Source organism: Roseofilum capinflatum BLCC-M114, assembly GCF_030068505.1.
Classification (GTDB): domain Bacteria; phylum Cyanobacteriota; class Cyanobacteriia; order Cyanobacteriales; family Desertifilaceae; genus Roseofilum; species Roseofilum capinflatum.
On record NZ_JAQOSO010000101.1, the window covers coordinates 107,681 to 122,078 of the forward strand.

Annotated in this window: 13 protein-coding genes and 1 pseudogene; 5 read left to right on the forward strand and 9 right to left on the reverse strand. The window is 45.4% G+C overall.

Features of this window, described 5'->3' with window-relative positions:
- Positions 1-56: 56 nt before the first annotated feature.
- Positions 57-803: a Uma2 family endonuclease gene (locus PMG25_RS19500; protein ID WP_283768565.1), complete on the forward strand. Its 747-nt coding sequence runs from the start codon at positions 57-59 to the stop codon at positions 801-803.
- Between the two features lie 170 nt (positions 804-973).
- Positions 974-2,065 (forward strand): RIP metalloprotease RseP, encoded by a 1,092-nt coding sequence (rseP, locus tag PMG25_RS19505; RefSeq protein WP_283768566.1) that lies wholly within the window; start codon positions 974-976, stop codon positions 2,063-2,065.
- Between the two features lie 135 nt (positions 2,066-2,200).
- Here rseP and PMG25_RS19510 read toward each other — a convergent pair whose 3' ends face one another.
- The 6 genes and pseudogenes from PMG25_RS19510 to lepB form a co-directional block, all read right to left on the reverse strand.
- Complete coding sequence (locus PMG25_RS19510) at positions 2,201-2,986, reverse strand: peroxiredoxin-like family protein (protein WP_283768567.1); 786 nt, start codon at positions 2,984-2,986, stop codon at positions 2,201-2,203.
- Complete coding sequence (locus PMG25_RS19515) at positions 2,983-3,603, reverse strand: GNAT family N-acetyltransferase (protein ID WP_283768568.1); 621 nt, start codon at positions 3,601-3,603, stop codon at positions 2,983-2,985. The genes PMG25_RS19510 and PMG25_RS19515 overlap by 4 nt, the downstream gene beginning before the upstream one ends.
- The gene (locus tag PMG25_RS19520; protein ID WP_283768569.1) at positions 3,600-3,770 is read right to left on the reverse strand and encodes a hypothetical protein; all 171 of its coding nucleotides are present in this window, start codon (positions 3,768-3,770) and stop codon (positions 3,600-3,602) included. The genes PMG25_RS19515 and PMG25_RS19520 overlap by 4 nt, the downstream gene beginning before the upstream one ends.
- A gap of 165 nt (positions 3,771-3,935) precedes the next feature.
- Positions 3,936-4,541, reverse strand: a pseudogene (locus tag PMG25_RS19525) (DUF262 domain-containing protein); the annotation flags it as partial.
- Between the two features lie 202 nt (positions 4,542-4,743).
- Positions 4,744-5,358 carry a Uma2 family endonuclease gene (locus PMG25_RS19530; RefSeq protein ID WP_283768571.1) on the reverse strand — a complete coding sequence of 205 codons (615 nt, stop codon included), beginning with the start codon at positions 5,356-5,358 and terminating at the stop codon, positions 4,744-4,746.
- Positions 5,359-5,476: 118 nt separating this feature from the next.
- Positions 5,477-6,160, reverse strand: a complete 684-nt coding sequence (gene lepB / locus PMG25_RS19535) for a signal peptidase I (protein ID WP_283768572.1) — start codon at positions 6,158-6,160, stop codon at positions 5,477-5,479.
- Between the two features lie 190 nt (positions 6,161-6,350).
- On the opposite strand from lepB, the gene PMG25_RS19540 reads away from it, so the two are divergent.
- Positions 6,351-7,751: an FAD-dependent oxidoreductase gene (locus tag PMG25_RS19540; RefSeq protein WP_283768573.1), complete on the forward strand. Its 1,401-nt coding sequence runs from the start codon at positions 6,351-6,353 to the stop codon at positions 7,749-7,751.
- 87 nt (positions 7,752-7,838) lie between these two features.
- Positions 7,839-9,815: an FAD-dependent thymidylate synthase gene (thyX, locus tag PMG25_RS19545; RefSeq protein WP_283768574.1), complete on the forward strand. Its 1,977-nt coding sequence runs from the start codon at positions 7,839-7,841 to the stop codon at positions 9,813-9,815.
- Between the two features lie 155 nt (positions 9,816-9,970).
- Here thyX and PMG25_RS19550 read toward each other — a convergent pair whose 3' ends face one another.
- Positions 9,971-11,248 (reverse strand): glutamate-cysteine ligase family protein, encoded by a 1,278-nt coding sequence (locus tag PMG25_RS19550; RefSeq protein WP_283768575.1) that lies wholly within the window; start codon positions 11,246-11,248, stop codon positions 9,971-9,973.
- Complete coding sequence (locus PMG25_RS19555) at positions 11,245-11,886, reverse strand: LysE family translocator (RefSeq protein ID WP_283768576.1); 642 nt, start codon at positions 11,884-11,886, stop codon at positions 11,245-11,247. Before PMG25_RS19555 ends, PMG25_RS19550 begins: the two co-directional genes overlap by 4 nt.
- 165 nt (positions 11,887-12,051) lie before the next feature.
- On the opposite strand from PMG25_RS19555, the gene PMG25_RS19560 reads away from it, so the two are divergent.
- Complete coding sequence (locus tag PMG25_RS19560; RefSeq protein ID WP_283768577.1) at positions 12,052-12,510, forward strand: Lrp/AsnC family transcriptional regulator; 459 nt, start codon at positions 12,052-12,054, stop codon at positions 12,508-12,510.
- A gap of 4 nt (positions 12,511-12,514) precedes the next feature.
- On the opposite strand, the gene PMG25_RS19565 is transcribed toward PMG25_RS19560, so the two are convergent.
- Positions 12,515-14,395: a response regulator gene (locus tag PMG25_RS19565; protein WP_283768578.1), complete on the reverse strand. Its 1,881-nt coding sequence runs from the start codon at positions 14,393-14,395 to the stop codon at positions 12,515-12,517.
- Positions 14,396-14,398 lie beyond the last annotated feature (3 nt).

Sequence of the window (14,398 nt, forward strand, 5' to 3'; positions counted from 1 at the left end):
ATTATGGTATCTTGAAAATAGGAGTGCAAACTCAATCGATATTCAGGTAGAAAACGATGGTACAAGAATTACTCCATCAATCACAAATTGAGGCTCGACTCTACCCCGAAAGTGATGGCAAACCGATGGCGGATAATACGGTTCAGTTTCGTTTAATGACAACGATTGTCGGCGGATTGTCGGTTTTGTTTAAAGAGCGACAAGATGTGTTTGTGGCTGGTGATTTGTTGTGGTATCCCAAAAAGGCGGGAACGTTAACGGTAGCTGAAGAAAAATTACCGTTCAGCCAAGCGCCAGATATTATGGTGGTTTTGGGAGTGGAGAAAAAAGATAGAGGCTCCTATAAACAATGGGAAGAAGGAAATATCGTGCCTCAAGTGGCGATGGAGATTATCTCACCGAGTAATAGCAGAGGACAGATGAACGATAAGTTTGAGTTCTACGACTATTATGGGGTGGAAGAATATTATGTCTACGATCCGGAACTCAATCAACTGCAAGGATGGTTGAGAAGTGGGGGGAAATTAACCGAAATTCCTCAAATGGAGGGTTGGAGGAGTCCTTTATTACAAGTGAGTTTTAGTACCCGATCGCAACAGTTGCAGTTATTCACGCCGACTGGGGAAGCGTTTGGAACCTATGAGGATGTCGTGCAAGAGCGCGATCGCCAACGACAGGAAAAGGAACTCGAACGACAGGAAAAGGAACGCCAACAACAAAGAGCCGATCGCGCCGAGTCAGATCTACAACAGCTACGGGAGAAATTGCGACAGTTGAATATCGATCCGGATTCTTTGTTGTAGTTAGGGGGGGGCGATCGCATAATGAATGCGATCCTGAAGAAAGTGCGATCGCACCAGTTAGACTACTCTAGAATAAGACGCGATCGTAATTGAGGACGGGAGGTTTTGTAGGGATTTACCGCTTACAATAAGAAGATAGTGTTGTTTAGTGGTAATTTTTAGTAACTCCTATGGGTTATTTGGCAGCGATCGCAGTTCTCGTCGTCTTAATTATTGTGCATGAATTGGGCCACTTTTTAGCCGCCCGTCTCCAGGGCATTCATGCCAACCGGTTTTCATTAGGCTTTGGCCCCATCCTATGGAAATATCAGGGGCCAGAAACCGAATATGCGATTCGAGCCATCCCCCTAGGGGGGTTTGTGGGATTCCCTGATGAAGACCCCGAAAGCACCATACCGCCTGATGACCCGGATCTACTCAATAATCGTCCTATCTTAGACCGGGCGATCGTCATTAGTGCGGGAGTCATTGCCAATTTAATCTTTGCTTATCTGGTTTTGGCGCTTCAGTTTGGCTTTCAAGGGGTTCCCGATGGCATCAATTATCAACCAGGGGTTTTAGTTCCTCAAGTCCTCTCCACCGATACCCCAGCCGCCCAAGCCGGTATTCGGGCAGGTGATATCATTCTCAGCATCGATGGCCAGGAATTAAGCGCGTCTGAACGTGCTATTGGTGTGGTGCAAGAAACCATTCAACTGGCTCCCAATCAACCTTTAAGCTTGACTGTGGAACGGGACAATCGGGTGATTCCCTTGCAGGTGACTCCCCAACCCGGCCCCGATGGTCAAGGACGCATTGGAGTCCAATTATTTCCCAATGGTACGCCCACCTATCGATCGCCTCAAGGCCCCTTTGAAGTATTGGGTTTAGCTGCCGAACAGTTTCAAGATATTGTGGTGCGGACGGTTCAAGGCTTTGGCCAACTGATCACTAATTTTAGCTCCATGGCTGGCCAAGTGGGCGGGCCGGTGAAAATTGTGGAGGAAGGGGCGAAATTAGCGCGATCGGATTCCGGCAGTTTAGCCTTTTTTGCCGCCATTATTAGTGTCAATTTAGCCGTCTTAAATATTTTGCCTCTACCGGCCCTTGATGGCGGTCAATTGGCCTTTCTCTTAGTCGAAGGTTTGCGCGGTAAACCTCTGCCGACTAAGGTGCAAGAAAATGTCATGCAAACCGGGATTATGTTGCTATTAGGTTTAGGCATTTTCTTAATCATTCGCGATACCACTCAATTGGAATTTATTCAACAACTTCTAGAGTAACATCGGCTCAACCCAGTGCAATTATCCCTCTTCTGTCACTGTCGGCAAAAGGGGGGTAATATCAAGTCCGTTGGATCAGTTATATTATGTCATTAGTAACTAATTACTGACAAAGAGACAATGAAACTTAAGAAACTAAAACCCGTCCTTTGAATCCAGGGATAGAAAAGACAGAGGACGACTCATATTTTCTGCAAAACCGAGAATTCCCCGATCGCGATGTTCGTAGAGCAAATTTCCTTGACCATCAAACAAGAAAGTGCCACCCCGTTGGGTCATATACGCAGCATCGGGGACATATGTTTTCCAGTTTCCCAGCACTTCGGTCATGTTCCGCAGTCGCAGGGTGGCTAGTTCAAAGGGACGCTGAAACCCAGTTCCTCCTGCCCTGTTGAAAAATGAACCTTTCAAAGGGGGTAATGGTCTGGCTTGGATTTCTTCTTGATCGTCGATTAACTGAGGGGCTTGGCGATCGCCCCGATAACCGCGAAACACTTCTGCCAAAGTCCCCGGACTGGCAATCCCGGCACACATTAACATTAAATTCACCCAAGCATTTTGTCCTGGAGATAAACCGGGAAATTTTAACGATAATCCCCGATACAGTTCTAATTGTTGGTGCAGTTGGGCCGTGGGATCTACAAATAACCATTCTGGGGGAAATCCGGTGTAGTCGCAAAATTTTAATCCCGAATTGCGATCGCCAATTCCCACGGCCCGAATCGTAATGCCGTGGGATTGCAGTGTTTCTGCTTCTCGTTGTAACCACCAAGCATATTCAAGACTATCAAAATCCCCCAGTTGTGACCAAATGAGAATTAAGAGGCGATCGGCGGATTCACAATTGGTCAGAATGGGCACAGTGGCGCGATCGCTTGCTCTTGGGCGTTGAGTTTCTTTGAAAATAGTGTAAGGATTCATGGATTGTTGCGAACATCGATCGTAAGAATTTTACCCTTAATGGTGCATACAAGGCCAGCAGTATCGGTAGATACGGAGATTTTGCACTCAAGTGTAATCGTATCAAAGTAATCTCCGTCACCATATGTGCTTATTTGATCGGCGATCGACAATCGGGAAGGTTGAAAACCAGCTTTTTCGTATGCGCGGATTGCCCGTTGATTGCGGCGCGAAGGACGAACAATAAACGTTTCAACCGCAAATTTGGCGTGAAAGTGGCGCATCAATGCAACCATTGCATCGGTTCCATATCCGTGACCGCAGCAGTCCTGCGATCGCATCCAAATGTCCAATTCTGTAAGCGATCGTTCCGTATCCAGTCCATCATAATTGATGTGTCCAACCGCTTCGCCATCAACCTCAATGATAAAAGAGCATCCAGAGTCAAGTCGTGACCCATCGAAGAAATGCAGTGCATAATCATCACAAAACTCATCCCAGGTGGGAATCGGTACGTCTGGGAATATAGGCGGCCCCATCATAGATGCCGTGACATCAGACGCAGCCAGCCACAGGTAGATGTCCCGGCGGTCATTTGGGGTAGCGGGACGAAGCGTTATTCTCGTGCCACAGATCATGGTCGCTCTCTTTCCGCATAACGGCAAAACTCAACGGCTGCAAATACAGCGCTTCGCGCTGTGATGGGGGAATGGGGGAATGGGGGAATGGGGGGAACAAACAGCAGACTGGGTAGCACTTTAAGCCATTTTAGCGATCGTTCAAAACAGTCATTAATGTACCTCATAACAGCGAAAACTGCTGTATCCTAATCGCGCACACCCGATCCTGGACAAAACAGTCCGCGTGCAGCACCTCATTGATATACGTTTTCCAAGTCGTCTTAATTAGTAATTAAATCCTCCCTGTGTAAGAAGTCGAAGAATTTGTCTAGGATGGCTTTATTACGGTAAAGAATACAAGTTCCTAATATACGGGCAGGCAAATACGGAAAATAACCCGGAACATTTTGCAAAAATTCATCAATTTTTTTTTGGAAGAATTGATAGTTAAGCACATATTGACTCTTGCTGCTTGGCTTGACTATTCCAGTACGCAGTAGTTCAAGAAATTCTTCTTTGTCATTGTCTGTGGCGACTTCCGAGTCAATTTTAAGCGTATTTTTATCTGCTGTACCGAACGTATCCGTTTTCCAGATGCATTTTTCGATGCGATCGCGAGTGAGAGTCGAGTTTCTATCTTGCATATTAGCAAACTTGTCATAGAATGCTCGCAAGATAAGCATTAGTGTTGTCAGTCTTTGCTGGCCATCAATGACCTCTGATTTCCCTTTTTCATTTTTATAGGTGACAATAGAACCCAGAAAATACTCTTCATTTTCATCAAAGGCTTCATAGTTATTATCTGGAAAAGAGAATAAATAAATATCATCCCAAAGTGTTTGGCACTGCTCTTCATCCCAAGCATAGGGACGTTGATAATCAGGGATAAGAAAATCTGCTTTTTTGTCCGAAAAAAGGTCAAATATTGTTTTCTGATCTACATTCAGTTTTGACATCTTAATCTCCCCTTGTCTTATCGTATAACTATAAATTATATAAATTTTCCTATTTAATCACCCCTATACAAATTTTATTAAAATTTGATTCTTATAATACTCCCTATAGGTAAAATTATACGAAAACTTTCTGAAATTTTTCAGTCCTCACCCCTTAGCAAACCATTACCAACCATACGGAGTTCAGCAAATCTTGCTTCCTTCATTCCCAAATCCGCTTCAGCGTCAGTGTAAACCCTGGCAAAACCTGCTCCCCAGACAATGTTATCGGATTCTCTAATACCTCAACGGCTTGACCCGGACGATAAATTTCCACCCGCTTATTTTTTGGGTCAATTAACCAGCCCAACTGCGCCCCATTCTGCAAATATTCCTGCATCTTTGCCCGTAGTTCCTTGAGAGTGTCGGTTTTAGAGCGCAACTCAACCACAAAATCTGGGCACAATGGCATAAAACCATCCTGTTGCTCTGGGGTAAGGGCATCCCAACGCTCTTGGCATACCCATGATGCATCAGGAGAGCGGTTTGCACCATTGGGGAGTTCAAATCCTGTGGAAGAGTCAAAAGCTCGACCTAGGGTATCGTTGGCTTCATACCAAACACTGAGTTGACCGGTTATGCTGAGGTTACGATGACCCGTATTGCCACCTGTGGGAGGATTCACAATTAATGCTCCTGTTGCCGTTCTCTCCAGTCGAAGTTCACGATTGGCCGCAGCCAGCATTGTGAACTGCTCCGGTGTCACATGCAGGGTCAATTCTTGGGGAACTTGGAGCCATAGGGGTTTAGATTGAGGGTGAGCTTGGACGACCATCATTCTGCTTTATACGGCTGTTTTTGTCCCATTCTAGCCAATTTATCCCTTGATTTAACGGGTCACGTGCCTTAAGGCTCAGACTCTATCTCTCAATACTATTGGTAATGATCATTATGACTTAACCTTCTTCTGAATCGATGGGGACTCCATCGAGGGTTCCAAAGCGTCCCAAGGGCCAAAAGCGAAGGACGGCACGACCGATGATATTTTTGCGCGGTACGGCTCCCCAACAGCGACTATCATAACTGCTGTTGCGATTATCGCCTAAAACTACATAGGAGTCTTGAGGCACGATTCGCGGTTGATCGAGAAATCGTTGATCGGGGGGACAAACGTCTATGCTGGTAAATTGATGATCGGAGGTCTCGGTAATCTGGGCGGCAGGGTTGATTTCTGAGGCCACATAATGTTCGTCTAAGGGGCGATCGTTGATATACATTTGCCCGTTGACAATCTCAATTTTATCCCCTGGTAAACCTACGACTCGCTTAATTAAGGCATCTTTGAAATTGGGATCTTTTTCCTTCATCTTGTCGGTGGGGGAAAAGACAATGATATCCCCCCGTTGGGGGTCGCCAAACCGATAGCCGAGTTTATCAATAATGAGGCGATCGTGGGTGGGTTCATATTGGAGGGTGGGCAGCATTGACCCGGAGGGAATATAACGGGCTTCGGCGACGAAATGACGAATCCCAATGGCAAGAAGGGCTGCCAGTCCAATGGTTTTGATTCCCTCAATCCAAGGATTTTCGGGAGTCGGGTTGGTATTCTGGTCAGAGTTGGGTTTATTCACACGAGTCATAGGTTAAGACGAAGTTGAACCAAGGGAGAGGCAAAGACCTAGAGCTGGCGATCGCTTCTGGTCGATCGTCGAGACGTTGTTTTAGTGTACCGCTAGAATACAATAGGCTCTAAAGATGTTATCTATAAATTTCCTATTCTGTCTACTTGGACTGAATCCGTCATTATCCTTTATTGTATAACTGCTTATTGTGTCAGTTGACTACGATCTGATTGTTTGGGGAGGTTCTCCAGCCGGAACCTATGGGGCGGTGATGGCGGCCCAATTGCGGGCTAGGGTGGCTCTGATTTTGCCACCAGAGACTTCCCACAGTTACGGTTTCCAGGATTGTTTAACGTTGCCCTTACCGTTACGACAGGGGCAAGATGGTCTCAATCCCATCAGAGAGGATCGGACATCCTATGGGCGGTTGTGTCAATGGGTGCAAGCTGGGGTGGAGACGTTAGCGTTGATTGATTCTCCTGCGGCTCTGGAGCAGTTGGGGATTGATTTGATTCAGGAGCCTGGGGAATTTGAGGAAAAACAGGGACAAATTGCGATCGCCTTAAGTGACCGTCGTTTGCTCTCTTCTGCTTATTTGCTCTCTCCGGAAACCCAGCCCAGGGTGGAGATTGATGGGTTGGCGAGTACCGGTTATCTGACCCCGAAAACCCTGGCGAGTTTGGAGTCTGTCCCCTCTTCTTTAGCGATTATTGGCTCCGATCCCCGTGGCATTGAGTGGGCGCAATTGTTCCAAGAGTTGGGGTCTCAGGTGACCCTGATTACGGAAGATGAGCGGATTTTGCCCCAGGAAGAGCCGGAAGCGTCCGATCTGATTCGCGGGCAATTGGAGGCGCTGGGGGTGGAGGTTTTACGGGAAACTCAGGTGACTCAAGGGCGATCGATTGAGGGACAAACCTGGTTACAGGTGGAAAATCGGGCGATCGCCGTCGATCGGGTCTTATTAGTCACTCCTCCCGCTCTGCCGTTTCCCGCTCCAACCTTGGAACTTCTAGGAGTAGACTGGACAAACCAGCATTTAAGGGTCAATCATAAGCTGCAAACTACCAACGAGAAAATTTATGCTTGTGGCGATATTTTAGGCGGATATTCATTACCCCATCTTAGCTTATATGAGGCGAAAATTGCAACCAAAAATGCTTTATTGTTACCTTTCTTTACCCTTGATTATCAGCAGTTACCCTATACCATCTATAGCACGCCAACTCTAGCCAGAGTGGGCTTAACGGAAGTTGGTGCAAGACGGAGATATGGCGATAAAGTTCAGGTCATTCAAGAGGATTTAAAAACCAATCCGGCGGCAGTTTTATCTGGGGAGATTACCGGGTTTATTAAGGTCATAGTACAACCAGATGGTACGATTTTAGGCGCGACGGTGTTGGGAATCAGAGCAGAAGAAGTCATTCAATCCCTGAGTCTAGCCATGCGACATCGGATCAAGCTGCAAGCATTGCAGGAGAGTCCGGGAGTCTTCGGCAGTGTATCACAACTACTGACCAGAGTGGGCGATCGCTGGCAACTTCAGCAATTTCATCAATCCAGTTGGTCTCAAACCCTTCTCAAATGGTGGCTCTCCTGGAAAAGAGGTTAAAGGGTTGGTCATTAGGGTTAACAATTATGGTATTCTAAGACCGTCATTTCCCAGAATTTGATCGGGCTTAATCTGACTTTCTCAATCATGGATAAATTTAGAGTTGAAGTTATTACGAAAATCCCCAATCCTCAGCAAGTCATCTATGCGGCGATGCATCAAGATTATAGTGAAAATTTGGTTTACGATGAGCGAGAACAGTGGCCAAATGAATCAAAAGCTGGGAAACTAATTATTAAACATTTATTATCCGGTGGTCGCGGCCATTATGGCCCCCTAGAACATCCTCAAATCGTTCTCAACTGTGGTTATTTTCCGCACAGCGTTATGCAACAAGTACGGACTCATCGGGTCGGAATCTCATTCGACGTACAATGTCTCGCTGCCAATACGGAAGTTACCTTTGTCAATTGTAAGGGTGAAAGCAGCAAAAAACTCAAAAAAACCATCGGAGAATTATATGACCTCTGGCACAATGGCGAAAAAGCGATTCGTTCAAGACAGATTAGAGGTCGAAAAGGTGAACCCCCTGGAGAATATCGCCGTGATTGTAAAAAGAGACTCCAGAAGATGCGGTTACGGGTTTTAAACGAAGAAAGCGGTTTGTTTGAAGTTGGACATATTGAACAAGTCATCTGTCAAGGTATTCAACCTGTTTATCGCATGACTTTGGCAAATGGGAAAACTCTCGATTGTACCGTCAATCATCGCCTATTCACTTCAGAAGGTTGGCAAACCCTGGGTGAAGCAGTGGGATTAGTGACTGGAGAGGATGGTCATGTGATTAACATGACTAAAAAAGCTGCGGTTATGTGTAACGGGATGCCGGTTGCTGGCAATGGTTGGTATCGGGAAAAAGATTGGATTGAAGAGAAAGTTAACGCTGTTTTTTCCACCGATGAGCCAAAAAAATTGGGAATTTATCCTCTCTATCGTAACAGAGAATGGTTACAGGAAAGATTGGCGGAAGGTCTTCATGTTGATGAGATGGCACATCTGTGTAATTGTTCAATTGAAGCCATTAAAAAGTGGGTTTATTTTTATGGACTATCCTTGAATAAGCGTCCCAAAGGTCAAAAGAATCCTTGGAATAAGGGCAAAACTGGATACCATCTTAATCTGTCACCAGAGAGTCAACAAAAACGTCGAGATAATGCAAGGAAATACACCCGACGAGGATCAGAGTCTAATTTTTGGAAAGGAGGTACGTCTAATGAACGTCAAAAAATTGGCGCATGGACAAGAGAAATTGCTCCTGAAGTTCACCAAAAGTTTGATTATGTCTGTCAGTGTTGTGGAGAACGTGGAGGACAATTACATGCTCATCATTTAGTCCCTGTTTATGCAGATGAGAGTTTGGCCTATGACTTTGATAATCTGATTACACTCTGTAAGCTTTGCCACGAAAAGATTCATCATCAGAATAAAGAAGAAGAATTTGCTCAAAGTTATCAACCCATTTTGGAGCCTAAATCTTGGCAGAGTAAGCCGAATCCTCCAGGGAAGAAACTTAAAGCTCATCCTGTCAAGATTGTCAAAGTGGAGTATTTAGGCGAGCAAATGACCTATGATTTAGAGGTGTCTGGAAACTGGCATAACTTTGTAGCAAACGGTCTAGTAGTGCATAATTCTAACCGCTATACAGGTTCGAGAATTATACAAGCTGCTCAGGGTCTAAAACCGATTGAAGAGGTGTTTTACCTGCGTCCTGTGGGAGACTATAGCAATCGTCAAGGTAAGCATTATGCTTATACTGAAGAACAGCGACAATCAGATTTAGCCTGGTGTTTGCAGGCGGCAAAACGGTATCAGCAAATGGTGGAGAGTGGCATCTCGGAAGAACATGCGCGGGGAATCATTCCCTTTGATGTCAGGCAGCATTTTGTGGTATCTTTGAATGGGCGATCGCTGATGCATTTGTTAGACTTACGATATAAGTTGGATGCTCAACTTGAATGCCAAAAGCTCTGCGAACATATTTTTCCCCATTTCCAAGCTTGGATGCCGGAAATTGCCGAATGGTATGAGAAAAATCGGTTGAAAAAGGCAAAGTTATCCCCGTAGTCTAGCAATTGTCTCTTCTATGGAGTAAACCCCATAGGAGCGAAAACTGCTGTATGTCATTGCGAATGGAACGAAGTGGAATGAAGCAATCGCAAAATCTCCCAATCTTGGCGATCGCTTCCCTGCGATCGCAATGACAACTGTAGCAACTCAGGCTATGACAGTAGTCTAGCCACTTGAGCTTCTAACTGGTCGCAACAGTAACGAACAATTTCTAGGGCTTCTGAACGGGATAACTCTGCCGTCGTTGGGGCAAAGTTTTGTAGTAACTTTTGTTCCGTCGTTTGGTATTCCCCTAGACTAATTTTGAATTCAGATAACTCCCTGGAGGGTACGGCAAAGGCCAAAATTGAATCCAAATAGTTTTTGATGGCTGAACTCTTGATGCCTTCAGTCACCGCTTGATAAAATAACTTGCCATTGAGAGACTCAAAATCGGGTACAAATAGTTCGGAATCTTTAAGTTCAAACTGTTCTAACCCCGATTGAGGTCTAACTGTTATGCCTTCATTTTGTACTCGCTTGGCAGCATGAACAACCAGGGTAATCAGCTCCAAAATCACCTCTGGGTAGTTACTGTCTATGCCTCGCAGTTCCACTGTTCCTAATCGGTTCATTCGCACGGGGTTCCAACCTGTGGTTAGGAGTTCCCCACCAGTTTGGGCAAACATTGCTTTGGAAATGCCCGCTTTTTCCATGGCCTTGAGCCAGCAATAGTAGCGGTTAAATTGCTGCTCGACTAAATCTTCGATGCTCTCTACATAGGGAGTTAACCCGCCTACGGTTTCTAGATGGGTATAGACTCCTTCCCAACCATAGTATTTGCTGCCTCGATAATGAATGGTACGCATGGCTACTCCACTCACTCGCCCTCCATAAAAGGGACAGGCTCTAGAGAGACTAATAATTGCCGGGTCGAGAGCGGTGAGGAGGTTGTAAATATTGACCAGTTCGGCTCTGGCTTCTGGGGAGGAGTTATAAGAGCAGCCTACCCGACGGTCAACGGTTCCTGGGGGGAGTTCTAGGTGTAAATGGGTTCCTGTACACTGGGCAGCATGTTCAAAACGCTCTGAACCAATGGTGCGGACTTGGAAGTTATATTTTAATTCGTCGCGCCTGAGACTGGTGGCGTGTAAGGGATAGGTAGAGAGAGGATAAAGCCGCAAGTGGAGCTTTTTGGCGGCTTTTAGGGCGATGTTAAGGGTTTTGAGGTATTCCTGGATTAATTCAGGGAGATGATGACAAGGTATGGTTTTAATCTCAATCATGGTTTTTACCCACTCCGGGGCAAAAGCCTCTGGAGTGGAACCGTTTCGCAGGGCAATTTCCGCGCAAGTTTCGAGGAGTTCATCGGCTTGGTTGGATAGTACTCCTTCTTCATTGACTAGGAAAAATTCCTGTTCTAGCCCCAGACGGCGGTTAAGGACATTCATATTTTCCACCTCATGTATAACTCGACTATACTAGACTGAAGGGCAATTAAGCCAAATGCGGATAAAATGACTCCGGAAATTCGGTTAATCCAGCGCAAGCGATGGGGAGTAATTTTATCTTTCATGAAGCCAATACCGGTGACGAGAACACACCACCACAGGGCTGACCCGGAAAAGACGCTCAAGACGAGTATAAGGGCTAATCCGTATTCTCCATTGGTAGTTCCGGCTCCGAGTCCGGCGAAAATGGCGGCAAAGGAGAGAATGGTGAGGGGATTGGTTAGGGTTAAAAATAGGGTGGAAACATAGGCTCGCCCAAGGGTTTTACCATCAATTTTTGCTTCTTCTTTGCTGGGGGAACTGCGAAAGGTTTGGATGCCTAAATAGCAGAGAAAGAGTCCACCGATTAGGCGGAATCCGATTTGATGTTCGATTAAAAAATGGGAGATGAAGGTTAATCCGAATCCGGCAATACAGCCATAGAAACCGTCGGCGGTGGCTGCGCCTAAACCGGAGATGAGTCCGGCGATTCTGCCTTGGCTTAAGGTGCGGCGGATGCATAAAATGCCGATGGGGCCAACGGGTGCGGCAATGGAAAAGCCGATGATTAGGCCTTGGAGAATGACTGAAGTTGTCATGGGGAATTATGGCGCTTTGCGCTAGGGAATGGGGAATAGGGAATGGGGAATAGGGAATGGGTTTCTTATACTGTGCTTTAGAATAGCTAAGTTTTAGGGGGATTTGAAGGGGAAATAAAAGGTAAATGGCTTGATTTTTTGGAGAATATAAGGTAGAATAGAGTAATGACTTTCGATTCTGAAAAATGGTTAGATTCGACAGGATGGCAGATTCTGGAGATCTTGCAGGTGGAGGCGAGAATATCGTTTGCGGAGTTAGGGAGAAAGGTGGGGTTGTCTGCTCCGGCGATCGCCGAACGGGTGAAGCGCATGGAAGAAGCGGGTATCATTACGGCATATCAAGCCCAGATCAACCCGGAAAAAGTGGGCTATCCCATTGCCGCCATTATTGCCCTAACCACTACTCCCCAGCAGTATCCGCAGATCTTAGCTCTGATTGAAACTTTGCCAGAGGTGCGATCGTGCCACCATGTCACCGGTAATGCCTCCTTCTTCATCGAAGTGATTGTATCCTCCATGGCTCATTTAGAGGAGATCATCGATCAACTGAGTCAATTTGGACAAACTTCGACTTCTATTATTCTCTCGTCACCGCTTCCCAGACGGGGAATCAGGGAAAGTTAAGGGGTTATGGCGATCGCTCCAAATAATCCTGAGTCACTTGCATAATAATATCTAAGCGAAAATCGTTAAAGAGAATCATGAGAGCTTCAGATAAATCCGGATGAGCAGTAGAAATAAGTTGGATCAACTCTTGAACATTTTCTTCGTTCACTTCCCTAGCAGCATAATAGAGAGATTCAACCCAAGTGAGTTCCACTTGACTCAATTGTTCTCCCCAGAAGGAATCTGTGCGTACCGGATACCGTTTCAGTTTCCGTATCGATTCAGGAATTGGTTCATAAACGTAAGCCGCGTCTAAATAACGAGATAAACTATTAAAAAGGGCCATACTCTTACAAGGCTTACAAAGAAAATCATCCAAACCCGCCTCAATAATTTTCGCTCGCCTTTGTTCAAAAGCACTCGCAGTCAAGGCAATAATCACCGTTGGATTTAGACCCCTCTGCTGTTCTTGTTCTCGAATCATGCGGGTCGTAGCTAAACCATCAATCACCGGCATCCGAGTATCCATGAAAATCAAATCAGGATGCCAACTTTCCCAGAGCGCGATCGCTTCTCGACCATTACTCGCTTCCCTCACCTCAAACCCTACGGGAGAGAGCAACTTGATCAACAGCTTACGATTTTCTGGTGTATCATCCACCACTAAAATTCGATAAGCTTTTTGCCCCGGTTTTAAGCGGACAACCCGTTGATTTTCCTGGTCTGAGGGTAAGGCGTTATCTCCGGGTTGAAAGGGAAGATAAAACCAAAAAACAGTACCTTGACCCACTTCACTGCTCACGGAAATCTCTCCGCCCATTAACTGCACAAATTTATCCGTAATCGATAGGCCTAAACCGGTTCCTTGTGCAGATTGCATCCCTGTTGACGTTTGCACAAACGCCTTAAATAAATCCTGTTGTTCTTCGGGGGCAATCCCTGGGCCTGTATCACTCACTTGAAATTCAATGTTGGCCCGATCTGTATCTTGATGTAACTTAACACTCAGTTCCACTTGACCCAATTCTGTAAATTTCATGGCATTGCCTAACAGATTAATTAAGCAACTTCGCAACTTTTGCTCATCGGTTTTAATATGCTGAGGAACTTGAGGATCGACATTAAACTTGAGCAGAATACTTTTCGATTCCGCCTTGATCTTAAACAAGTCTTCTAAGCTGTCTAATAAATAGTAAAGATCTAAGTCTTTTTCATTTAATTGAATAATACCAGCTTCAATCTTGGATAAATCCAAAATATCATCAATCAAATCTAATAAATGCTCTCCACTGCGATTGATAATCTCTAAGTATTCTTGCTGTTCATCAGTGGACTGACCATCCCGAAGCATAACCTGAGTAAAGCCTAAAATAGAGTTTAAAGGAGTCCTGAGTTCATGACTCATATTGGCTAAAAATTGGCTTTTGGCCTGAGAAGCAGCTTCAGCTTCTTCCTCCGCTTTTTTTCGTTCTTGAATTTCTTGTTGCAGGGTTTTATTTTGCGCTTGCAGTTGGTTTTGCAGTCGTCGAATGGTTAATTGATGCTCAATCCGAGCTAAGACCTCTTCCACTTGGAAGGGTTTGGTGATATAATCGACTCCTCCAACTTGAAAAGCTCTCACTTTATCGAGGACTTCATCCAAGGCGCTTAAAAAGACAATGGGAATATTCTGGGTCTTTTCATGCTGCTTCAGTTTTTGGCAAATCTCATAGCCACTCATGTCAGGTAATTTGATATCTAACAGAATCAGATCGAGATTTCCGGATCGAGAAGCTCTCAGAGCCATTTCTCCTTTAACCGCTCCCCGAACCTTATACCCGGCTTCTGACAATGTTTGAGATAAGACTTGGAGATTTTCTAATTGATCGTCAACAATGAGAATATTCCCTTTATAAGTATCCACAGT